Below are 24245 nucleotides of genomic sequence, written 5' to 3' on the forward strand. Positions count from 1 at the left end.
TAATCAACTTTATTGCATTGCCATTACTAAACGAAAAAATCCGAACAATTGTCCGGATTTTTTTGATTAACGCTTTTGTATTTCCTGCATTAATAATTTATTTACGATTTGTGGATTCGCTTGTCCTTTTGTTGCTTTCATCATTTGACCAACAAGGAAGCCGACTGCTTTTTTCTTCCCATTTTTGAAATCATCAATGGATTGTGGGTTATTATCAAGGATTTCAGTAACGATAGCGAGTAGTGCTGATTCATCTGAAATTTGCACTAATCCTTTATCTTCAACGATTTTCTTTGCTTCTCCACCATTCTCAATTAATTCTTTGAAAACAGTTTTAGCAATTTTTGAAGAAATCGTTCCATCTTCAATTAACGCAATCATTCCTGCTAACCCTTCTGCTGTTATCTTTGTTTCATGGAGTTCGAGCCCTTCTGCATTAAGATAGGCTGATACCTCACCCATGATCCAGTTTGAAGCTTGTTTCGGCTCTGCTCCCGCTGCAACAGTCGCCTCAAAGAAATCCGCTGTTTCCTTTGTTACGGTAAGGACACCTGCATCATAGGCAGGTAAGCCGAACGTATCGATATAACGTGTTTTACGTGCATCTGGTAGTTCAGGAATTTCCGCACGAATACGGGCTTTCCAATCTTCATCAATCACAATATCTAATAAATCCGGCTCTGGGAAGTAACGATAATCGTCAGAACCTTCCTTCACACGCATCAACAATGTTTTCCCAGTAGCTTCATCAAAACGGCGTGTCTCTTGTTCAATGACACCACCCTCACGAAGGACTTCTGCTTGGCGCTTCTCTTCGTACTCTAATCCTTTACGAACAAAGTTAAAAGAGTTTAAGTTTTTCAGTTCTGTTTTTGTACCAAATTCCTCCTGGCCGACAGGTCGTAATGAAATATTGGCATCACAACGTAAGGAACCTTCTTCCATCTTACAATCAGAAACACCAGTATATTGTACGATTGATTTTAGCTTCTCTAAATACGCATAGGCTTCATTTGGTGTGCGTATATCCGGCTCAGAGACAATCTCAATTAAAGGTGTTCCTTGACGGTTATAATCGACTAAAGAATACCCTTTGCCATGTGTTAGTTTACCCGCATCTTCTTCTAGATGAATACGCGTAATCCCGATTTTTTTCTTATAGCCATCTACTTCAATCTCAATCCAGCCATGTTCTCCAACCGGTTTGTCGAATTGAGAAATCTGATAGGCCTTTGGATTGTCCGGATAGAAATAGTTTTTACGATCGAATTTCGTCACTGATGCAATCTCACAGTTTAGGGCCATAGATGCCTTCATCCCGTATTCAACTGCTTTTTTGTTGACTACTGGCAGTACACCTGGGTAACCAAGGTCAACAACAGTTGTGTTTGTATTTGGCTCTGCACCGAAATGGTTCGGACTAGCAGAGAAAATTTTTGAATCTGTTTTTAATTCAACGTGGACTTCAAGTCCGATGACTGTTTCAAATTCCATTATTCCTTGTCCCCCCTTACAGCTCCGGTTTTTGTTTATGGAAATCAGTTGCTTGCTCAAATGCATGGGCAACACGATAAACCGTGCTTTCATCAAAGTGCTTACCGATAATTTGCAACCCTAATGGTAACCCTTCTGAGAATCCACAAGGTACAGAAATACCTGGTACACCAGCAAGGTTCACAGGAATGGTTAAAATATCGTTCGCATACATTGTTAATGGGTCTTTCGTTTTCTCACCGATTTTGAATGCCGGTGTTGGCGTTGTTGGTCCGATAATTACATCATACTTTTCAAAGACGTTTTCAAAATCTTGTTTAATTAGTGTACGAACCTTTTGCGCCTTTTTATAATACGCATCATAATAACCTGAGCTCAGGGCAAATGTACCAAGCATAATACGGCGTTTTACCTCATCACCAAATCCTTCAGAACGAGACTTTTTATAAAGGTCAATTAAGTTCTCTGGATTTTCAGTACGGTAACCGTAACGTACACCGTCAAATCGTGCTAAGTTAGCTGAAGCTTCAGAAGAAGAAAGTAAATAATAGGCTGCAAGTGCATATTTAGAATGCGGAAGGGAAACCTCTTCCCATGTTGCTCCTAATTTTTCTAATACTTTAAGGGAAGCAAGCACCGATTGTTTGACATCTTCTTGCACACCTTCGCCTAAGTATTCTTTCGGAACAGCGATTTTCAATCCTTTCACATCACCGGTTAAGCCTTCAGCAAAATTCGGTACACTCACATTAGCTGAAGTAGAATCCATTGGATCAACGCCAGATATCGCCTGTAAAAGATACGCATTATCTTCAACTGTACGTGTAATTGGTCCCACTTGGTCAAGAGATGAAGCAAACGCCACTAAACCAAAGCGAGATACACGACCATATGTAGGTTTAAGCCCAACAACCCCACAGAAAGATGCTGGCTGACGAATCGAACCACCCGTATCTGATCCTAGTGAAAATAATACTTCTCCTGCCGCAACTGCTGCAGCTGATCCACCAGACGAACCACCAGGAACCGTTTCGATATTCCATGGATTGCGTGTCGCTCTGTAACTTGAGTTTTCATTTGAAGATCCCATAGCGAACTCATCCATGTTTAATTTACCGATCGTAATGGCTTCTGCTTCTTTTAATTTCGAAACAACCGTTGCATCATAGATTGGATCAAAATTATCTAATATTTGACTCGCACAAGTTGTTCTTAAACCTTTTGTGACTAAGTTATCTTTGACACCGATTGGCATCCCGAATAACTGACCTTTTTGTTCGTCCGTTCCCAATTTACCATCGATTTCTTTTGCTACTTGACGTGCATGCTCTTCATCTAATGTTAAGAAGGCTTTTACTTTGTCATCTACTTCAGCAATTCTTTTATAAGATGCGTCGACTAAATCAGTCGCTGAAATCTCTTTTTTATGTAAAAGCTCATGAAGCTCAGACACTTTATGATCAAATAAACTCAAAATGTTTCCCCTCCAACTAATCCATGATTGACGGCACTTTAATATAGCCGCCTTGTGAATCAGGTGCATTCTTCAGAACTTCCTCTTGCGGCAGTCCTTTTGTTGCCTCATCTTCACGTAATACATTGTTCATATCCAACACATGGGAAGTCGGTTCCACATGATCGGTATCTAACTCGTTTAACTCTTCGGCAAACGAGATAATTGCATCTAGCTGATGTTGGAATTGCTCTGCTTCTTCTTCCGTAATCGCTAATCTCGCTAGGTTCGCCACATGCTTAACCTCATCAATTGTAATTCTTGACATATAGACACCTCCAAATTCAAATAAAAATACACAATTATATTGATCATATCAAACTTTCACGCGTTAAAGCAACATGAAGATCTGATCGTTTTCACCACCCTTTATTTTACCACGAGTTCAATAGATCGCCTAATGGACAAATAATAGAAATTGATTTTTGATAAAGGGGTCAAAGAACTTCCAGATAGAGGGGAAGGATTACGTAGTTTGTAGTTTAGTTAGCTATAGAGTAAGATCAATGGCAAAGTAGGGATGAGTGGTTCATAGGGTTGAAGAACCATCAGAGAACCAAGATTTTCTTCAATAATTCTGATTCATTACATGTGACCAACAATTCCCCCTTGGACGCACTCACCTCTGCGTCTTCATTTGCAACCAGTAATTCTTATCAGGCCCCAAGCATTTATCTCTACCACAACTCGACAATAAAAGTGAACCACATCCATATAAAAAAGATGAAGCCATTTTATGCTGCTTCATCTTTCTCGCCTGCTTTAAAGCGTGTTGTTTTATCCCATCCAATCGTTAAGCCTCTCACACGATGATAAAGATAAATCGCAAACGCGCGAATAAGTAAGATGACGAATAGTTGGGCATACGTAAAATACATAATTGCCCCAACAAATAGGCTTGTTAGCGAGAGCTGTTGATTTACTGCTAAACTGCTTATAATTTGGATGGAGTATACCACATAGCTCATTAACCAAATCATCAATAAAGGGGCTGCCATTTCGGGAAAATTAATACCGAATAAGCTACCGACAAAAATAACATTTGAAGTAATTAAGAAAAATATAAATACAAAATAGGTTAAAAGATGTTGCAGACTATGGAAGAAAGTTTTACCTTTCCAAAAATTAATATCCTTGAAGCTCTTCTCTAGTAAATAAAGATTACCAATGAGCCATCTTGTTCTTTGTTTTAAAAAGGTTTGAAGATTCTCTGGTTCCTGTTCCCACGTTTGTGCATATGGAACAATCGGTAATACGTATCCCTTCTGGGTAATTCGTATCGTCAACTCTGCATCTTCCGCAAGTGCATACGGGTCATACCCCTCTAGCTCTTCAATGACAGAACGTCTTAAAAGCATATTAGTTCCCGGTAAAGAGCCAAGGTTAAACAATTTCCACCTACCGCTTTGCATTGTCAATTGAAATACTTGAAACTCTATTGAAATCATCCGCGTGAGCAAATTTTTATTTTGATTAAGGGTACGAACTACTCCGACAGCTCCGGCTGCATTCTCTGTTTGTTCTGCTATTTCTACTAGCTTTGTCACAGCATCCGAGTCTGGCTGATTATCCGCATCGTACACAAGAAAATAATCAGATTGGCTAATACTCAATCCATAATTAAGCACTCTCGACTTTCCCTTAGGTTCGCCAGGCGGGACCTTAATATAGTGAATACGCGAAAAGTTTTCTGCAAAACTTCTAGCCACTGCCGCTGTTTGATCTATCGACTGGTCGTCTAATAAGAATACATCAAGATGACCAGGATACCTTAATTTCATCATAGCATTCAGCGTATCCTCAAGAATTAACCCTTCATTATGAGCAGGGATTAAAATAGCAACAGAAGGATATTTCAAAAGAGGTCTACGCTTTCTTTCTCTTTCCCTTTTATAATGCAAAACACCAGAGACTAATAAAATCGTATAATAAAAAAGCAAAAACCAAAAGAAAGCCATAATCAAGAGTAACACGACCTTAAACATTCGACTTCTCCTCCAGCAACATCTGATAGACCTCGTCAAAATCGACTATAGCATAATCGCGAAAGTGGATAGGTGGCTGAATCATGTTCATTTGCAGACGTAAATTACTTAATAGTCTGTTTTGAAATTTAATGACGCCTTCTTCATTCGTATTTTGCAAGAAAATAATGAAAGACGCACCTTCACTCATAAAGAAATCGAAATCACTCCGAATGGTTTCTTCTATTACATTTTGTATTAAGCCTTGCCAAGCCTTTTGCGTCACTCCACTATTTAAACCAGATACCTTTAATAGAAAACCTGTTTCATTCCTTCTATTCATTCCCCGCAATGTTATTTTGCTACGTTCATAAAACTCCTGTTTTGTAAGCATTAGCCCGTCTGAGTCCATATATTTTCTTAAAGCAACCGTTTCCGCTAATAATTCTTTCATGCGGATGTCCATACTTAAAAAGCTATGCCTGATAAAAAGGAGAGGGACAACAGATAATACATAAGATATAAATAAAGAAATCAATTGCATCTGATTAAAAACCGTTTGTAAATAACTGAAATAACATAATAGAAAACCATATAACACAGTGAGTGCACTTATAACTATATAAGACCATTTTGGTGAAAGGAAAAGTATAACCATAACACTAGCTAGTAGAACTGCCCAATGGAAAAAAAAGACCTCAAGAGATGAGGAGTGAATGGCGATCGCAAATAATAAGAAATTTCCTATCATAAAGAGAAACAATAATAAAGAGAAGTTAGCTTTCCGAATAATCATCCCATAGCCTCGTGATCAAACTCAAACTTCTCTCATCATACTCGATTGTCTTACGATTTTCATTGCATAATCTTTGGTAAACTTTTATTTCACAACAGTTAATCAATCTTCCCAATAAAAATGCGCGTCAAAGACTTTGTATGGCGGTTCACTGAGTATTGTTGGGATGTCTATCTGAAAATCTAAATACTGATCTACATCTGCTTTTGTCAAAATAACATAATGATATGCTTCTACGATTTTTTTTATTGCCCAAATTTGTTTACTCCATGTCTCAGATGGCCATTCACACACAGTATGACTTGCTAAAAAGTCGCTACTTCCACTACTACCATGTCTCGTCATTTCACCTTTACCCATAATAACTACGGGCGCTAACCTTGAAATATATAACCATAAACCCTTCATAGATACTTCACCATTTGCTAATACTTCTTCCTCTTCCTTTTTCCAGAGAAACACACTAACATACGAGGCAAATCCACTGCCATAATGGTCAAAATCTGCTTCATACAACAACCCTTTTAATCCACCTATCTCTCCTACCAAATGGGAGATGTATTGTTCCATCTCGGTATCACCACCTTGTATAAAAGGGTAGAAATCACCCACTCGCTTTCCTTGAATAACCTTTTTTAAAAAATTTTCCGTAAGTAACGTCCTTTTATCCATTACTCTCATTCCTCCGCCCCATTAAGATCGTAGAATAATAGATATCGCCTATTTTTTTATCATCCTTTAATTCTCCTTCTACGATAAAACCAAGTCGTTCATACAGTGCAATCGCCTTTTTATTTGTTTCTAATACTTGCAGCGTTACTTTTCTAATCCCTTTTTGATCTGCCCATTGCAACATTTCTTGAATAAGACTTTTTCCTATAGATTGTCCCCAATATTGTTTTTTCACAGCAACACCAAACTCCAATCGATGTGAAGTCCTCTTTAATTTGCCCCCTTTACCTCTTAGGAAACCCACAAGGTGACCTTTGACTTCTGCTACTAAAAATATACTATTCTTTTCAACTGACTCAGATCGTATCATCTCTTCAAAATCTGCCGTACTTAAAAAATCTTCTCCTCGTTCCCTGTCAAAGTTATCCGTCTCACCGTCCACAATCAACCTTAACTGAGATAATTGTTCCGCATCCATCACTGTCGCTTTACGAATATGAAAAATTCTCGTTTCCATTCATTTTCTTCCTTTCTACCACTTTTGCAAACCTATACCAAAGTTGTAACGCTTCCTCTAAACCACTTGTACGGTCACAACAAAATTATCTTCTAACAATTCAGTACTATCTTCATGTACAACTAAGTGTAAAGTTTTCTCATCGGTTTTAAAAACATTTAACTTATCTAGATATTAAAAACGAATGAATTACATTAGAAAAATAATTGGAAGCATCCGTTTCATCCTCATTCGCTTGAAAAGGATCTCTTATTTGTATGTAATCGGCAGGCATTTACTCGTTTTAGCCTAATTAACAGCATCCCTTCAGCCATATCCGCAATCTGGCTCCTCACTTTTTGCTGACGGAGACATGATTTTTCTTATCACCATTAAAAAGAGACCGTATGCATACGGTCCCCTCTCCCGACTTTCTATCCATTTCTTCATTTTCATAAAAAAATCCTTTCTTAAAAACCAAATAAAACACTAATTAACCAGGCTGATGCATAAAATACCATAAACTGAACGCCTGAACCAATTCCGAGGATTTTATTCAAAAGCCCCCCAATTGCAGCCATTGTAAAGGTGAGTACGATACCGACTAATCCTGCTTCGTGAAAAGCCAATAAACAGGCTAAACCAATAAACATAGCAACGATTGCCTCTTGACTAATAAAGCGCATGACCAAAACGGTTGCCTTTCTCGCGTAATTCATTGAAAACGGATAAGCAATTAGAGTGGCAATGATAAGACCAATCGCTCCATATAAAAGAAAATCTAAAGGATCTAGGTAATTATGGAGATTATTAACCGGATCACTTGTAAACACTGGTGGTGCATTAAATAACGGCGATGCTGGTCCTAATGCAACAGGACTCAACGGAATACCAAATGCTATTAAAGGAATGATTGCTTCGGCAATATAGGTTGACTCTGTGACTCCATTCATTGTGGTTAAACTGGACGTTGATTTTTTATAAATCCCTTTCGATCTCGAACCCACAATTTCCCCCATTAAGGAAGTCATTCCTACAGGGCTAAATACAAAAGTCAAAGAAGAAATAAAGCTTGTACCAGTCGTTTGCATCGTTTGCCTTTTTGTCAGTATTTTAAATGGATTAGGAAAAAATCCTGCCCATGATTTATTATCTGGTGCCAAATGATACTCTTTAGGACGATCTCTTTGAATGGTCTGTCGTGCATTTCCTGACAGTGCAAACAAAATATCAGTAAACATTGGACCAATGGCAATTCCTAAAAAGAAACTAATGGTTAAATGCTTATCTAATATGCTAAAACTTAATACATCTAAACTTTTAATAAAAAAAGCTAACGGGATAATCATCAAAACACTTACCCATTTTCCTTTTGAGAAAAAAGCAATTAAAATGGCCGCTAACGTAAAAATCAATCCTGAAGCTGATTTGAAAAAGTCAGCAAATTGTCCAAGGAATTGTCCTAATAAGACGGCTGTCGGTAAGGCGATAAAAGCACCAATCACACCACCCGATACCATTTTCCTTAATGCAATATGAGGCATCCCTAGCCTTCTTAAAGCAGAGGCATGATCAATTAATGGGACAGCAGTTGTATCTCCCGGAATACCCATTAACGCGGTAGGAACGGCATGAGTTAAGTGTTTGGCAAGTACAGCTGCCATAAAAAAGGCAAACACAGCTGCCGGGGGAGCTCCTAACAAGATAACTAATAAGGTAAATGGCACCATTATAGCCGTTTCATCTGTTCCAGAGATTAACCCAATTAAAGAAAATAGAATAGCACCAATTAAAGCTAAGCAAATAGATATGAGGAGAATACTCATTTCTTATCGTCCTCCCCAATTGTCCTAAACTTATCGAGAACGCCAAGTGCTTCCATTTCTTTTCTCGTAACAGGATCTTCTTCAATTAATAAATATTCTTCCTTTGGATCTAACTGCATATCTTTAAAAATCTCTTCCATACTTTCAAGAGAAGTTTCTTCTTCTGTCAGCACTCTACTAGGTTTAAATATAAAGGCACATAAAGCAAGTGATAATACACTACCGCCAATACCAAGCAATAAAGAATACGACGATACCATCTTTTCGCTGGCAAACAGAGGAAATAATCTTTCCCCTAAAAGGTATCCACTTAAACTAAGAATGATACTTATAATAATTGCTAGAATAATATTACGAGGTAAAACTGTATCACCTAATATTTCAAGATATTTAGGTGCTTCATTTATTTTATCTAGTTCTATGCTTTGCTTCCCCTTATCCACATGTAAATTAGGAGCCATATTAAATCCTCCCTTGTATCTCTTTTGTTAATTGTAGGATTCGATCAAACCTTACATCTTTTTCCTTTACTGCTTCAGCAACGACTCGACCAATCTCATCCCCTGTTGCACCAGCCATAACAGCTAAGTTTTTTGCATGAAGGGCCATATGACCTTTTTGAATGCCATCAGTTGCTAAAGCTCTCATCGCAGCTAGATTCTGCGCTAAACCAACGGATGCAATACAACAAGCTAACTCTTCTGCTGATTGAATATCTAATATTTTTAAATTTACTTTGGCAACCGGATGAGTCTTTGTAGCTCCACCAATAATGCCAACAGGCATCGGAAGTTCAATAGATCCAACTAAGTCACCTGCTCGATTTTCTTCCCATTTCGTAAGGGAACGATATTGCCCTGTTACTGCAGCGAAAGCATGGGCGCCGGCCTCAACTGCCCTTGTATCATTCCCAGTCGCGAGTACAACGGCAGATATACCATTCATAATTCCTTTATTATGTGTAGCCGCTCGATAAGGATCAGCATCTGCAAACTCGTAAGCGTTTACAATCTTTCGCACAACTTCTTCTCCACCAAGTAGATCCTTTGAAAATACCGCATGAGCTCTAGCTAATCGTCTGTCAGCCAAGTTAGAAATAATTCTAAGAAGCGCTTTTCCTGAAGTAATATTCTCTATCAATGGAGCAATTGATTCCGCCATTGTATTGACAGCATTCGCCCCCATTGCATCCTTTGTATCTACTAATAAATGAACCACAAGTAAAACCTCATTCACCGTTTGGATAATCTTTACCTCTATGTCTATTGCGCCTCCACCAATAGCTACTAGAGTTGGATCCTTTTCGTTGCATATTTTCAAAATTTCTGATTTCTTATCATACACCCTTAATCTTGCAGCATATGGATCTTCAACACCTATAACTTGTATCTGACCAATCATTACCGATCCACTTAATGATGCAAAAAAACCACCTTTATCATAGGATGCCTTCGCTGCATTACTTGCGGCAGCGACTACGGAAGGCTCTTCAGTTGCCATCGGTATAAAAGTGTCCTTACCATTAATTTTAAAATTCGTTGCTACCCCAACAGGAATTGAAATTGAACCTAACACATTTTCAATCATGGCATCTGCCGTACTAATAGAAAGGGGTTGTTTGCCAATAAGTATTTCCTTATCTTCCTCTGTCAAATGACACGCTTCTGATATTATTTGAAGTCTCTCCTCAACCGAAAATCGATGAAAACCAGATAGACGACTATTCATTCCATTCACTCCTTAGTACTTTTATTTAATATCATTCAACTAAGTTGAATGATATTAAATAAAATATTACACCCCCTTTCTGTAAAAGTAAATAAAAAATCTGAAAATTATAAAGGGTTTTGGAATCTCTTGAGAAGATCATCCAAAACCCTACTATTATCTTTCATCTGCTTGTATAAAAATGGTTAATACTTTTGCTTCCTTTTTTTCTACTGGTAAAAACACATGTGGAATGGTACCAGCAAAATACGCACTATCACCTTCATGTAATAAGTATTTTTCTCCATCATAAGAGAGATAAATTGAACCTTTTAATATGTATATAAATTCATCTTCTAAATGTGTGTATGGACCTTCTTTAGCTGAGTCCTCCAAAACCGTCACAACAACTGGATCAATCTTACTGAACGGAGATCGATTAGCTAATGTTTCATATAGATAGCCCATTTCCTTATTGCCAACCTTTGTCGTGCGGCTTTGACTCGGAGAAAGCACTAAATTTTTACTTTCATTTTCTTCAAGCACCCAAGATAAGGGAATATCTAGTTGATTAGATATTTTTAACAAAGTTGCCACAGCAGATGCTGTTTGACCATTCTCTATTTTAGAAATTAGACTTTTCGTTAGCCCACATTTTTCTGCTAAATCTTGTTGTGTCATTTGCTTGTTTAATCTAGCTTGCTTAACTCTCTTACCTATTTGCCTTAACTCGATTAGAAACCTCTCCCTCATATCTTTTAATAAAATTATATAATGAGGTTTGGATGGTTTCAAATAAAGTTTCATTCTTTTCAACAAAGTTGAATTAGAAAAAGGCCGTTATCCCACGACCTTTCCCTTTATTTTCTAAATATTTTTTTCATCCACTGTTTAAATCCAGCCTCAGTTTGATTCGCTTCTTTATAAACCTTACTTTGTTCTTGCACATAAATGTCATCTTGATCAATGGCATAATCATATGCGAGAACAAGACCAAGGTCCGAGTTGTAGTCCTTGTTCGTGACAATGGTAAATGACATATGCTGTTCAGACGCTAGTTTGGCATACTTCGATATGTCACGATAAGCAATATGACCATTTAAATATACGCGTGCTTGTTTATTTTTTGTCATCGCTTCTTTTACTTCTTTCATGATACCCGGTTTCCTTACTTGCGCCTGTGTCAAAGCGATAACGGTTCTTTCTCTCAATGTGCCCAGAAATTTTCTACGTTCATCTGGCTTCGTTTCTTTTTTTCCATAAATTCCTTGTGTAATATAATCATCAACCTTCTCAGCCATACCGTTATTACCTCCACCTCATCAATCAAACGTTTGATTAATGGATATGTTCGTTTTAGTATACGTGCCCATTGACTTGAACTCAACTCTTTCACTTAAGCGTATGAAAATTTGGGCAAAAGGTGATTAGTGGACCTGTAATTATTTACTTTTCTTTGGAGGACTTTGAATCGTAGTACAATCAGTCGTGAGAGGAACAAAAATGTACATTATCAATTATTCTAGACTGGACTAAAACATCCTAGAAAATATGCTTAATTGGATTTCGATGTGCACTCAGCTTTGGTTTTTCTTTTGAGTGACTTGCTAACCTCGTTTGCTACGCACTCAGCTTCCGGTTTTTTTCTGAGTGACTCGCTAATTACTTTTGCTTCTCTCTCATATCTACTTTTCCTCTTGAGCGACTTACTAACCACTTTTGCTACGCGCTCATTTCCTCTTTTCCTTCTGAGTGACTCGCTAACCACTTTTGCTACGCGCTCATTTCCTCTTTTCCTTCTGAGTGACTCGCTAACCACTTTTGCTACGCGCTCATTTCCTCTTTTCTTTCTGAGTGACTTGCTAACCACTTTTGCTACGCGCTCAACTTCCGGTTTCCTTTTGAGTGACTCGCTAATTACTTTTGCTAATCGCTCAGCTCCGGCTTTTCTTTTGAGTGACTCGCTAACCACTTTTGCTACTCTCTCATATCCTCTTTTCCTTCTGAGTGACTTGCTAACCACTTTTGCTACGCGCTCAACTTCCGGTTTCCTTCTGAGTGACTCGCTAACCACTTTTGCTACGCGCTCATTTCCTCTTTTCTTTCTGAGTGACTTGCTAACCACTTTTGCTTCTCTCTCATATCCACTTTTCCTTCTGAGTGACTTGCTAACCACCTTTGCTACGCGCTCAACTTCCGGTTTCCTTTTGAGTGACTTGCTAACCTCTTTTGCTACTCTCTCATATCCACTTTTTCTTCTGAGTGACTTGCTAATCCACTTTGCTAAGCGCTCAGCTCCGGCTTTTCTTTTGAGTGACTCGCTAACACCTTTTGCTACGCGCTCATATCTACTTTTCCTCTTGAGCGACTTACTAACCACTTTTGCTACGCACTCAACTTCCGGTTTCCTTCTGAGTGACTCGCTAACCTCTTTTGCTACACGCTCAGCTCCACTTTTCCTTCTGTGTGACTCGCAATCCCTATTTCTTTCCGCCCTAACGGCATTAGATTACTTTTGTAGCCACCTTCTCCTTTACACAAAAAAGACCTCCCCATCTAAAATAGGGAGGCAAAAAATTGGAGTTATTATTAGGGCAATACAAAAAATTACACTTGAACTTCTTCATCCTTCGTAAACTGTTCTTCTTCGGTTGAGCCTTTTAGTGCGGTTGTGGATGATGTACCACCTGTAATAGTCATGGAAACTTGGTCGAAATAACCTGTTCCTACTTCACGTTGATGTCTTGTTGCCGTGTAACCATCTGCTTCACTAGTAAATTCACGTTGTTGAAGTTCAGAGTAAGCTGCCATTCCACGATCCTTATAACCTAGTGCAAGTTCAAACATGCTGTGATTTAATGAGTGGAAACCAGCTAATGTCACGAATTGGAATTTGTAACCCATTTTTCCTAACTCAACTTGGAATTTAGCAATCGTTTCTTGATCCAATTTCTTCTTCCAGTTAAATGAAGGTGAGCAGTTGTACGCTAGTAGTTTACCAGGGAACTTCTCGTGAATAGCATCTGCAAATGCTTTTGCTTCTTCTAAGCTTGGCTCTGATGTTTCGCACCAGATAAGATCAGCATATGGTGCATAAGCAAGTCCTCTTGCAATTGCTTGATCTAAGCCTGCTTTGGTCCGGTAAAACCCTTCCGGTGTTCTATCCCCAGTAATAAAAGCGGCATCATATGGATCAACATCACTAGTAATTAAATCAGCGGCATTCGCATCGGTTCTTGCAATGACTAGTGTGGGTACACCCATCACGTCTGCTGCTAATCTAGCAGATATTAAGTTTTTCACTGCCGTTTGTGTAGGAAGTAAAACTTTCCCTCCAAGGTGTCCACATTTTTTCTCCGAGGATAATTGATCTTCAAAATGGACCCCAGCTGCACCTGACTCAATCATGCCTTTCATGAGTTCATACACATTCAGCTGTCCACCAAAACCAGCCTCTGCATCCGCTACAATTGGCGCAAACCAATCAATTGATTCATCTTGTTCCATATGGTGAATTTGATCCGCTCTTTGTAGCGCTTGATTAATACGTTTCACTACATTTGGTACACTATTCGCTGGATATAAACTTTGGTCTGGGTACATTTGTCCAGAAAGGTTCGCATCAGCAGCAACTTGCCACCCGCTTAAATAAATCGCCTTCAACCCCGCTTTTACCTGCTGTACCGCTTGATTGCCTGTTAATGCACCTAAAGCATTTATGAAATCTTCCTCATTAATGAGCTTCCATAACTTCTCAGCCCCTCTCCGAGCAAGCGTATATTCGATATCAATTGATCCTCTTAGTTTAATAACCTCTTCTGCAGAATAAGGTCTTTCAATCCCCATCCAACGTGAATCATTTGCCCAAGCCTCTTGTAATTGTTTAACTCTTTCATTCGCCATCTGTTAAATCCTCCCTTTAATCATTTGAATAAAAAACCCGTCTTTATTGTTGTATTACAATAACCTCTTAACAATTTGTATTATATAACAGAAAATCCATTATTGGAACTGTTTTATTCAAAATAATCTGATATTATTTTCGACAAATATCGACAACTACGATAAAAACATTGATATACCAACGTTTTCAAAGGGGTTATAATTTAAGATTGTTATAATACAGATTAAAAAACATTCAAAATTACAAACTAGAAAACTTTCATTTGTTTGGCAATAGTTCAATTCTAATGAAGAGTCTTTATAAAGTTTTAGAATGAGGAGTCTTGAGGTTTTTGCTCTTTTGACTGTAGAAGATCCTTTAAGGATAGCGAAGCAAACCTCTTTTGCTTTGCTATTTTTCTTTCAATTTGTATGAGTAAACTCGCTCTGCTCGGGTATCTTTCCGGTTTCTGCAGATTTGCACGCGCTATCTCACTTTGTTCCGCTATCTTTCCATTTTCTCACACAGTTGTACGCGCAATCGCACTTTCCTACGCTATCTTTCCCGTTTCCCACACAGTTGTACGCGCAATCGTCCTTTCCACAGCTACCTTTTCCATTTTCCCACACAGTTGCACGTGCAATCGTCCTTTCCACAGCTATCTTCCCAGTTTCCCACACAGTTGCACGTGCAATCGCACTTTCCTACGCTATCTTTCCCAGTTTCCCACACAGTTGCACGTGCAATCGTCCTTTCCTACGCCATCTTTCCCAGTTTCCCATACAGTTGCACGCGCAATCGTCCTTTCCCCAGCTATCTTCCCAGTTTCCCATACAGTTGCACGCGCAATCGCACTTTCCCCAGCTATCTTCCCGGCTTCTTACGGTCGGAATCGCTATCTCGCTTTCCTCCGCTATCTTGCCATTTTCCTACAATGTTATCCGAGCAAACTCTTTAATACTAACTATCCAACCAGATTTCAGTAAAAGTCTACTCATAACCACCCTGGCTAAGGATTGCCGAGTAATGTTTGTCATCCGCTCACTACTACGTCAACTTTTTCCAGTAGATTTGGTAAAGGTACGTACATAAAAAAAGGCACTCACCGTATTTTTAGTGAGCACCTTTTGATTAGACAGATTAATACATTTCAGATGTTGTTTTTGCTTGCATGTGTAGCATGATGTAGTCAGGGCCACCCGCTTTTGAGTCTGTTCCTGACATATTGAACCCTCCGAATGGTTGGTAACCGACAATCGCCCCTGTACAACCACGGTTGAAGTAAAGGTTTCCGACATGGAAATCTTCACGTGCTTTTTGGATATGTTCACGGTTGGTTGTAATAACAGCACCCGTTAAACCATACTCCGTGTTGTTTGCCACTTCAATTGCATGGTCGAAGTCTTTTGCTTTTGTGAAACCGACAACTGGGCCGAAGATTTCTTCTTTCATGAGACGAGCTTCTGGATCAAGATCAGCGAACACTGTTGGTTGAATGAAATAACCTTTAGAGTCATCGCCTTCTCCACCGGCTACTAATCTTCCTTCTTGTTTACCGATTTCAATATAACTCATGATTTTATCATACGCAGCTTGGTCAATAACCGGTCCTGTAAAGTTGCTTGTGTCTTCCGGATTACCAGCTTGTTTCTCTTTTGTAATTTCGATTACACGATTTAACACTTGGTCGTAAACATCTTCAACGATGACTGCACGTGAACATGCAGAACATTTTTGACCAGAGAAACCAAAGGCTGAAGCTACGATTGATTGAGCAGCAAGCTCTAAATCTGCTTCTTTATCTACAACAATGGTATCTTTACCGCCCATTTCAGCAATGACACGTTTAATCCAGATTTGACCATCATTTAATTTTGAAGCTCGTTCGTTAATACGAAGGCCAACATCACGAGATCCTGTAAATGATACGAAACGCGTATCTTTGTGATCTACTAAATAGTCACCTACTTCTGCGCCACTTCCTGGTACAAAATTCAGTACACCTTTTGGTAGACCGGCTTCTTCCATAACTTCTACGAATTTCGCAGCCACAATTGGCGTTGTAGAAGCGGGTTTTAATAGAACGGTATTCCCTGCAACAATAGCAGCAACGGTTGTACCTGCCATAATCGCTAATGGGAAGTTCCAAGGAGAAATGATGATACCAACGCCAAGAGGAATATAATCATAACGATTAAATTCATTTGGTCGACTGTTAACAGGCACACCATCTTTAATTGCAAGCATTTGACGCGCGTAATACTCTAAGAAATCAATCGCTTCAGCTGTATCAGCATCTGCTTCATTCCATGGCTTCCCTGCTTCCTTTGTCAATAAGGCAGAGAATTCATGTTTACGTCTACGAATGATGGCTGCTGCTTTAAATAACACATCTGCACGTGTTTCTGGCTTCACTTTCTTCCATGATTGGAAGGCTTTAACTGCAGCTTGCATCGCTTTTTCAGCTAGCTCTTGGTTCGCTTTTGAAACGCGACCAATGATTTCTTCTTTATTCGCTGGGTTTACAGAAACGATTTTATCTTCAGTAGAGATACGTTCTCCATCGATTAATAAATCATAATCTTGACCTAAATAACCTTTAACCGTTTCTAAACCTTTTAAATACCCTTCACGGTTTTGCTCAACGCTAAAATCAGTAAATGGCTCATGCTTATAAGATTGTACCATTTTTTCATCCTCCTATAAGTTCACATCAGTCATTTTGAAATGTTGCTACAATTGGCACATTTCAGACTGTGAAAAGATTAACCCTAACAATTATTATACTACCATAATTAGAGAAAATTCAGCAATGATTCTACTAATACTATTTTTAGAAAAATAATAAAGTTTCTATTAAATTGATTTTTTTCTCCTATTGATCAAGGATCTACCTAGTTGATTCACAATAGTATGCTAGTGATCAAAAGACCACTTCTTTTATATTAAAGTGGTCTCTTGTTTTAAATACATTAATAAGTTGACTCGTAATTTCTATACGTCTTTCCTTTCCATAAAGTGACTAGAGCAATGATTAATCCAATAACAGAAAAGGACAAAATGACTAATTGGATATCAATTCCCTTAGACACGAGTAAAGTGACAGTGGCATAAGCCAACGGGTCAAAGCCGTTCATCGCTAAGAAAACAATACTCATCACTCTTCCCATAATCCTTGGGTCTGTATCTTCTTGTGCTGAAGTGAAGAATGGAATAGAAACAAATGTCATCGTAAATCCAATAAAGAAAGCTAAAGCTGTCAATATATACAAATTGGGAATTTGGCTAAATGCTATCGCAACAATTAGTGTTGCAATTAGACCAACAATAGAAGTGAACCCCCTACGGCGTATTTTAACCATCCCAATAATAGCAGTACTAACTAACATCCCCACTCCTAATGCTGATTCAATGTAACTAAGATTGATTGGTGAACCTCCGTACGTCTCTACTAAGATGGGAATCGCAATAGAAATCGCACCAAAGGCAAAGAAATTTAACGTGATTAAAATAAGAATGCCTGTAATCAAAAATTTGCTCGCTTTGACATAAGAAAACCCTTCGATCAAATCTTTCAGTGGTGTTTGTTTGACTGTATTGTCTACTGGACCTTCTTTTAAGAATGGTGGAAACATAAAGAAAGCAGACAACAGAACAATAATAGCTGAAACTAAATAACCTGTTGTTACGCCAGCGAACTCCATGATACTCCCAGAAATAATTGGACCAACAATAAAACCAATTTGACCTAACCCCTGAATGATTGCGTTCGCTTGTTTGATCTGTTGTACTTGTACCAACTTGGGAATTAACGAGGTTCCGGCTGGTCCAGAAAAAGCATCTAGTGTTCCAAAAAAGAACCCCAAAATAAGCAAATAAACAAATGTTAATTGACCGGCATTGTTTAGTAAAAAAATGAGTACGAGTAAAACACCTTGAATGGTACTCGTAGTGAACATAATGGTCGTCTTCTTATATTTATCAGCAAGTACTCCACCAAATGCCATCATAACTACTCTAGGTACAGTAATGGCAATGAGAATCATGCCTAGTGAACTAGCAGACCCTAAATCTGAAATTACAAACCAAGTAGTTGTCATGAAAAACATACTAAATCCAATAATCGCCAAAAAGCTACCTATAAATAAGAAAATAAAAGGTGTGTTTCTCATTAAAGAATATCGTTGTTCCATTCATACCCTGCCTCTCTCCTTCTATCTACACCCAATCATAGAAGATAACGTAACGTGAGATGCAAGCTTTTTTTAATAGAAAATACTTTTTTATAGATGATTGTGGTTTAAGAGGGTAAGAAAAGAAGGCAAGAGAGATATTTGTTGCAAACTAATACTTGATAAAGCCTTCTAAGTTGAGTTAGAAGGCTTGTTTTCATTACCAAGAATTTGAGAGGGTACGTTATTGATGAGTAAACTACATCAACGTAATCCTCCTTTCAACCAAGCACGAGGCCGGTGCATGCCAACCGGGATTTGAATTAAGCTCGTTTTCCCTTTAGAAGCGAGTTCATAGAGTTGATCGCATTGACTGACAGAATAACCCAATAGTGGATGCCCTCCCAAATCTAAGGCAGACGCATGCAAGAGTAAACGTTGTGTTAGTAGGCCTGCCTCCATCTGTTGAATACGGTATCCTCGGTAACCCAATGAATCTTTGTAATGGCTTTTATCCCCTATTACATGCATACAAAGCGGCACTTGATATAAATTAACATTAGGCATCACTAAGCCCGAATGTAAAAACGGGCGATAATCACCTACTTTCAATAGACGAAGCATATGATTTTCATTGTCATAAGCATAAGCCCCGTTCGGTATCCCCTCCACATTGTATAGGCTGCCGTATAAAGTTACACGCGCAGCAACATGGCCGTCGGTATCATCAAGATCGTGATGATAAGTGAAGGAACATGTCTCCTTTAACAAGGTTGCTAGAGTCGTTTGCCTTATTTCCCCCATCATAAAGTCTGCATCTGGAGAAAACCGCTTCTTACAAATCGATGAGAAATCATATGAATAGTTTTGTGTATTTGGCAAGGTTATATCAGTACCAGAAGTGAATGTTTCACCCTGGCACCTTACCTTTCTAAAAGACGCTGTTGAATCGAACATGGTAGCTTCATTGAGCTTTCTAAGTAACGGATAGTCCATAGTCTTTGACAGGTTATGAGGTAGGTGACCTAATTGCGCTATTTCGGCGCACAATGTATGGGAGGACACCATTTCTTTAGTCGTTTGGTCGATGGCTTCAGTTGATATCGGAATGACTGCGTACACACTTTCGTCTTCTTCAGCTAGACCTAGTAAATGATTCATTGCTCCGTCTAAAAACTGATAGCAAACTTTCGTATTGTAATCTAATTGATCTGCTACTTCTAATAATTGTCCAATGAGCACCCCAGTATCTAGCCCCTGTAATCGATAGGAAAAATGATTGTATTTATAAAAATTTTTCCAAAAGAAGGTTGAAATAAAAACAGTGCAAAAACAATCTTCAATCACTGTCCCTAAACTTTTGGAAACGAATGTATCAAAATTTCCCTCCCGTAACAAAATGAGGCGGTGATGAGCAACATCATAATGGTAGATGCCTGTTTTAGCATCTTCAAGTTTCATATATACATATATTTCATTAGGATAAAGCGCCCCACCGGAGGGGACAAATCTCCGCAATGATTGAGTGTCATGAGGGAGCCGGACATATTGAGTTATTCCATAGGTATACCATAGCAAATGCCCAACCTCCTTCAATGTAGGCATTAGATTTTGGTGAAGGGTTGAAGGTACATTAGCGTTTAACGGAATAGCTGGTAACCCACGGTACAATTTATACGGAAGGGGGGCCCCTTCCCAATCGACCTGCCAATCGGGTGGAGCAAGTTTCTCTGTATCAAAGTGGAGATTGTGTATAAATGTATCTAACTCCAATTCTTTCATCCTCCTCTCCTTCCATTACGGAAACGGGTGAGGAAGTGGGTTCAGCTCTTCATACGATAAGTGCTTCTTCCTATACCCTAGCTGCTTTGGCACCTTTAGTACTCTATCTAATCCTTTCACCCGTGTCAGGTGATGACCAAATGTCATTGGCAACATCCCAGGAATAATGACCTTCACACAATACAATCCATTCTCTTGAATAATTGGTGTTGTTTGGTCAACGACAATCACTTCTAGATTATTTTCACGGAACGTCTGAAGAACTTCGTGAAGGTCATCTTTCAAATCGTTGTATACTGGTGGCTTCTTGAATTCTTCAGCAAATGTACGTAATGGCCCTTGATTATTCAAAATAAACGTTAGGTATTCTTCCGCCTCGGGTAGACCGTACAACATGCCATGATCCTCCATTGTTCTTACTTTAAACGGATCTTCAAGCATCTCCTCGTATTTCTGCCTATTTGTTGCTAATTTCTCATCATGAACAAACATCATGCCCGCTAGCTCATAGATGGCACTTTTGACAGCCCTTACTGGGTCCATATGAGCACCTGCAGCACAAATAATATTTACACCTGTTTCTCTTCTATTTTTTGCTACTGCCCACACACTTGGGATACCATGTTCCATCGTTGAATTGTAAAAATGAAGGTCGTACCCTGCCACCTCACGTACCCGATCAACCATCAATTGCAATTCCTTGTCATCTGCAGAACTTAAATCAAGACGTGGCAATGGCATTTTCGCATACCAAGTGAGTAAAAAGGAATCTCGCTCAACGACTTCCATTACTCCATGAAAAATAGCTTCCTCCAGGCTACCTCCGATTGCACATCCGTTTGAAGTCTCATAAACAAAACCTTCCCCACAACCTAAACTGTAATAAGCAAGTAATTCTGGGACAAGAATAGATCTTTCTTGTAAGAATGAATAACCCCAAACCCAATTCATTGGTTTATTAGGTTCGAATGATTGATACGGAAAATGAGGATTCTCATAATACTCAGGTGAGTGTAAACCAACAGTTGAAGGGTTTAAGGCTTGATCCATAACATCTAGATAACTTCCTCGTACAACCCTTCTTTTTCCCCTAGGCTCGATACCGCAATACCGCTCTAAGCCTTCCAAAATAGCTGTTAACTCGCTCATTCGATAAGAGTTAGATCTTCCAGCCACTCCCTCGCTTGCACCAAACAGTGGCATATTCATAAGAACATCAGCAAAAGGAAGTGTCCAATCCTGTATTTTTCCATTGATTACCCCCGTCCGATGATCGTAATAATCTCTTAATAGCACGGTTTCTAATTCTTCAATTGAACGACTGCGATAACCAGCACCTTGAATTTTCGGACTAGATTGCAACTTAATTTCTGCTAATTCCGCTGAATCTTCTGGAATGTCTCCACATATTGGGCACATTGGATCAAAGGAAAAATGATGAGATGAATGCATGAACGTTTTAAGATTTGTAATGAACAGTTGATTTTCTAAATGATTGATCTCTCCTTGAAGAATATAATCCACTTCTGTACATAATAAAGTTGTCATTTGCCAAAGTCCCGTTCGTGATGCCCATGCGTCTTGCGGGCGACTTTCTCCTGATAATTTATAATAAAGCCCCCACATTTCTTTAGAATCTGTACCTCCTATGATGCGCCTTACATCGGCGCAACGTGAACATCCCCGTTTTCCCGGTTGTACAAATGGACCAATAATTCCCTCACCAAAAGAAACAAAGCCACGGAGCCATGGAATATTTTCCCTTCTGAATTTTTCTTCTGCTTGTTGATGAACGGAGGGCTGCCAATTATCATGCAATACGAGCGCCAATGTTGTATCTTCAGGGAAATCCGTTAATAGATCTTGCCGCGCGACTGTATAATTACTAGACAATTGCCTATAGACAAAATCGGCCAGTTTACCATTACCGACGATGACAATCATTAGCGTACCTCCTTACAAATCTGTACACCATAAACTCCAGCTAACTCTTTTCTTAAAAATGGTTCAAAAGAAAGATCGTAAACAACGATCTCTTTATGGCCCTCATTTAATTTGTAAACAGCAGATTGTAATAACTCCTTTTTTGTCAAATGCTCACATGAAGGAATGTTTAGTTTTGCCTCTTTCCCTCTTATACCATAATGAGAGTTTATTTCCCCCTCATGGAACGTTGCCTCATTTTGTACATTCGATACTGCTTTTTGCAAAGCGTGACTTAGTGCCAGTGTGATATTTAAACCAGAACTACTATATTTAAAACCATTTGACTCTATGCATATAACAGGAAAGCCTAATATTTCATTTCCCATACGGATAGTGGGTGGACCATTTAAGGTGGTCAGTGACTGTAAATAATATCTACAACTACGATCCTCTATCCTCTCAAGATTTACTGGTAACAGCGATTGTTGCTGGTCAACTGGAAGACCTCGCCTTTCCTCTTCCAAATACGCTTGTAGTCCACGACAAACCGCTTCTGCAAGGGATTCACCAGCACCAATGCCCATAAATCCACTTATTCTACCTCTCACTATTTGTGAAACATACATCTCCAGTCCAGTAAGCCCTGCTTCCCTTCTTGCTTCTTCATGTGTTAGACCCGAGCATAAAGCCTTCTTCAAAAGAGTAGCCGGTCCTTTTGCCAATGGATTTACTGCTTGAACATAACATTGTGAAAGCGGAAGCTGTGTTAAGTCCTTTTCCTCCCAAATATGAAGAATCCCTGTTTCTTTAGCAGTTAATAAACTAAAATATTCTAACAGTCTGTTTGTGTTGGGCTGTTCCGTATTCTCTCTCAGAAGTCGGGTGTTTAAATCATCGACAAGTTCAGGTTTAAATGTAAGATTTTCAACTAATGGATGTGAATAGTACGAAATCCATTCACCTTGCAAACTTTCAAGATTTAGCAAATAGAATTGATTGTTTTCTTTCTTATCCATTGCTCCTGTCACCTGCTTAAAAAACTCAAAAACAATAATATTCGCCAATAAAGCACCTGCGGTCGAAGAATAAGGCTGTTGCTTACGTTCTTGTTCCAATATTGCCTCATGCATTCGACGCCATGCAGATTCCCAGCATCCCTCTGTTTCTGAATCAACTACAGGCCCTGCCATTCCCACCTGCTTTAGATATAAAGCAGGAAGGAAGGCTTTCTTTTCTTCTTTACAAACCTGATTAATCTCCTTCACTTCGTCTATATCTCCATTTTGGGAAACATATAATATCCAATCAAATGATTGTACTACTTCTCTCCAATTCTTACTGTAAGGAATTTCCTCCACTTTCACGGTAGGATCATCCTTTTTGGCATGATTCACTATTTCATTAATCCGCTTATGGTCTGTTGGGACTGCTTCTGTCATCATCACATGAAAGGTTGGTAGCCCTGATTCCAACAATGCAGATGTCAGCGAAATGAATAGAGAACCAGATCCCATCACTAATACCTTTGCGTGGCGATACCTTTGAAAACGATACGCACCTGAATCAACAAAACTCTCAATGAATTCAATTTGTGAAGCGTATTTTTCTAGAACACTTGCTGGTAATTGGTGTGATTGATCTTGACTCGTATCTCTAACATAACCTTTCGTCAGTAAAGCCTCACCAATTTCATATACTCTGTTTCGATAGGGAGTGGTCAAACCCGCAGTGAGTTCTTCCAAAGTATGATTTCCATTAAACATAGGGATCAGCTTTTCAATCCATTGATAAATAGTGCCTCCATCCATCCAAAATGAACTGGCGTTATTCCTAAAATAGACGCCTCCCTTTGGGTCTGGTAGATAAAATGTATCATTCTTCACTTTGAGACGTGAGGTTGCTTTCAATTTCGTCATGTAGCCCCTCCTTCGATCTGAGCATTCATTAAATATTCCTTATAATTTATGTATTTGTATTTGTCCATTATGAATAACGAAAAAGAAGCCCCTAACAT

General features: G+C 38.9%; 20 protein-coding genes. All 20 read right to left on the bottom strand.

All coding sequences use genetic code 11. The features are described from left to right. Window positions 1-66: 66 nt before the first annotated feature. Window positions 67-1494: an Asp-tRNA(Asn)/Glu-tRNA(Gln) amidotransferase subunit GatB gene (gene gatB / locus U9M49_RS16425; RefSeq protein ID WP_322910200.1), complete on the bottom strand. Its 1428-nt coding sequence runs from the start codon at window positions 1492-1494 to the stop codon at window positions 67-69. Between the two features lie 16 nt (window positions 1495-1510). After that, window positions 1511-2968, bottom strand: a complete 1458-nt coding sequence (gatA, locus tag U9M49_RS16430; RefSeq protein WP_322910201.1) for an Asp-tRNA(Asn)/Glu-tRNA(Gln) amidotransferase subunit GatA — start codon at window positions 2966-2968, stop codon at window positions 1511-1513. Window positions 2969-2984: 16 nt separating this feature from the next. Beyond that, window positions 2985-3275 (bottom strand): Asp-tRNA(Asn)/Glu-tRNA(Gln) amidotransferase subunit GatC, encoded by a 291-nt coding sequence (gatC, locus tag U9M49_RS16435; protein WP_095370688.1) that lies wholly within the window; start codon window positions 3273-3275, stop codon window positions 2985-2987. Window positions 3276-3741: 466 nt separating this feature from the next. Beyond that, entirely contained in the window at window positions 3742-4992 is a 1251-nt protein-coding gene (locus U9M49_RS16440; RefSeq protein ID WP_322910202.1) for a glycosyltransferase, read from the bottom strand. Beyond that, window positions 4985-5767 (bottom strand): hypothetical protein, encoded by a 783-nt coding sequence (locus tag U9M49_RS16445; protein WP_322910203.1) that lies wholly within the window; start codon window positions 5765-5767, stop codon window positions 4985-4987. The genes U9M49_RS16440 and U9M49_RS16445 overlap by 8 nt, the downstream gene beginning before the upstream one ends. 102 nt (window positions 5768-5869) lie before the next feature. Further along, window positions 5870-6439 carry a hypothetical protein gene (locus U9M49_RS16450; protein ID WP_095370691.1) on the bottom strand — a complete coding sequence of 190 codons (570 nt, stop codon included), beginning with the start codon at window positions 6437-6439 and terminating at the stop codon, window positions 5870-5872. Next, complete coding sequence (locus U9M49_RS16455; RefSeq protein ID WP_322910204.1) at window positions 6432-6956, bottom strand: GNAT family N-acetyltransferase; 525 nt, start codon at window positions 6954-6956, stop codon at window positions 6432-6434. Before U9M49_RS16455 ends, U9M49_RS16450 begins: the two co-directional genes overlap by 8 nt. A gap of 306 nt (window positions 6957-7262) precedes the next feature. Continuing rightward, on the bottom strand, window positions 7263-7385 hold the full coding sequence (locus U9M49_RS16460) for a hypothetical protein (protein WP_322910205.1): 123 nt from the start codon (window positions 7383-7385) through the stop codon (window positions 7263-7265). A 20-nt stretch (window positions 7386-7405) separates the two neighbouring features. After that, complete coding sequence (locus tag U9M49_RS16465; RefSeq protein WP_095370693.1) at window positions 7406-8761, bottom strand: tripartite tricarboxylate transporter permease; 1356 nt, start codon at window positions 8759-8761, stop codon at window positions 7406-7408. After that, window positions 8758-9222: a hypothetical protein gene (locus U9M49_RS16470; RefSeq protein ID WP_233435315.1), complete on the bottom strand. Its 465-nt coding sequence runs from the start codon at window positions 9220-9222 to the stop codon at window positions 8758-8760. The genes U9M49_RS16465 and U9M49_RS16470 overlap by 4 nt, the downstream gene beginning before the upstream one ends. Window position 9223: 1 nt before the next feature. Continuing rightward, window positions 9224-10489 carry a hydroxymethylglutaryl-CoA reductase, degradative gene (locus U9M49_RS16475; protein WP_095370694.1) on the bottom strand — a complete coding sequence of 422 codons (1266 nt, stop codon included), beginning with the start codon at window positions 10487-10489 and terminating at the stop codon, window positions 9224-9226. Between the two features lie 156 nt (window positions 10490-10645). Next, window positions 10646-11263, bottom strand: coding sequence for a helix-turn-helix domain-containing protein (locus tag U9M49_RS16480; RefSeq protein WP_233435316.1), 618 nt, complete (start codon window positions 11261-11263; stop codon window positions 10646-10648). Between the two features lie 65 nt (window positions 11264-11328). Then, window positions 11329-11769, bottom strand: a complete 441-nt coding sequence (locus U9M49_RS16485) for a YueI family protein (RefSeq protein WP_095370695.1) — start codon at window positions 11767-11769, stop codon at window positions 11329-11331. Window positions 11770-12023: 254 nt separating this feature from the next. Then, window positions 12024-12848, bottom strand: coding sequence for a hypothetical protein (locus U9M49_RS16490; RefSeq protein WP_322910206.1), 825 nt, complete (start codon window positions 12846-12848; stop codon window positions 12024-12026). Window positions 12849-13075: 227 nt separating this feature from the next. After that, window positions 13076-14371 carry an isocitrate lyase gene (gene aceA / locus U9M49_RS16495; RefSeq protein WP_095370697.1) on the bottom strand — a complete coding sequence of 432 codons (1296 nt, stop codon included), beginning with the start codon at window positions 14369-14371 and terminating at the stop codon, window positions 13076-13078. A 1120-nt stretch (window positions 14372-15491) separates the two neighbouring features. Then, window positions 15492-17039 carry an L-glutamate gamma-semialdehyde dehydrogenase gene (gene pruA, locus U9M49_RS16500; protein WP_095370698.1) on the bottom strand — a complete coding sequence of 516 codons (1548 nt, stop codon included), beginning with the start codon at window positions 17037-17039 and terminating at the stop codon, window positions 15492-15494. A 284-nt stretch (window positions 17040-17323) separates the two neighbouring features. Then, on the bottom strand, window positions 17324-18544 hold the full coding sequence (locus U9M49_RS16505; protein WP_095370699.1) for an MFS transporter: 1221 nt from the start codon (window positions 18542-18544) through the stop codon (window positions 17324-17326). Between the two features lie 243 nt (window positions 18545-18787). After that, window positions 18788-20296, bottom strand: a complete 1509-nt coding sequence (locus U9M49_RS16510; RefSeq protein WP_322910225.1) for a SagB family peptide dehydrogenase — start codon at window positions 20294-20296, stop codon at window positions 18788-18790. Between the two features lie 24 nt (window positions 20297-20320). Then, on the bottom strand, window positions 20321-22249 hold the full coding sequence (locus tag U9M49_RS16515) for a TOMM precursor leader peptide-binding protein (RefSeq protein WP_322910207.1): 1929 nt from the start codon (window positions 22247-22249) through the stop codon (window positions 20321-20323). Further along, entirely contained in the window at window positions 22249-24147 is a 1899-nt protein-coding gene (locus tag U9M49_RS16520) for a putative thiazole-containing bacteriocin maturation protein (RefSeq protein ID WP_322910208.1), read from the bottom strand. The genes U9M49_RS16515 and U9M49_RS16520 overlap by 1 nt, the downstream gene beginning before the upstream one ends. Between the last annotated feature and the right edge of the window lie 98 nt (window positions 24148-24245).

It is taken from the genome of Cytobacillus sp. OWB-43, from assembly GCF_034651445.1.
Lineage (GTDB): Bacteria > Bacillota > Bacilli > Bacillales > Cytobacillaceae > Cytobacillus > Cytobacillus kochii.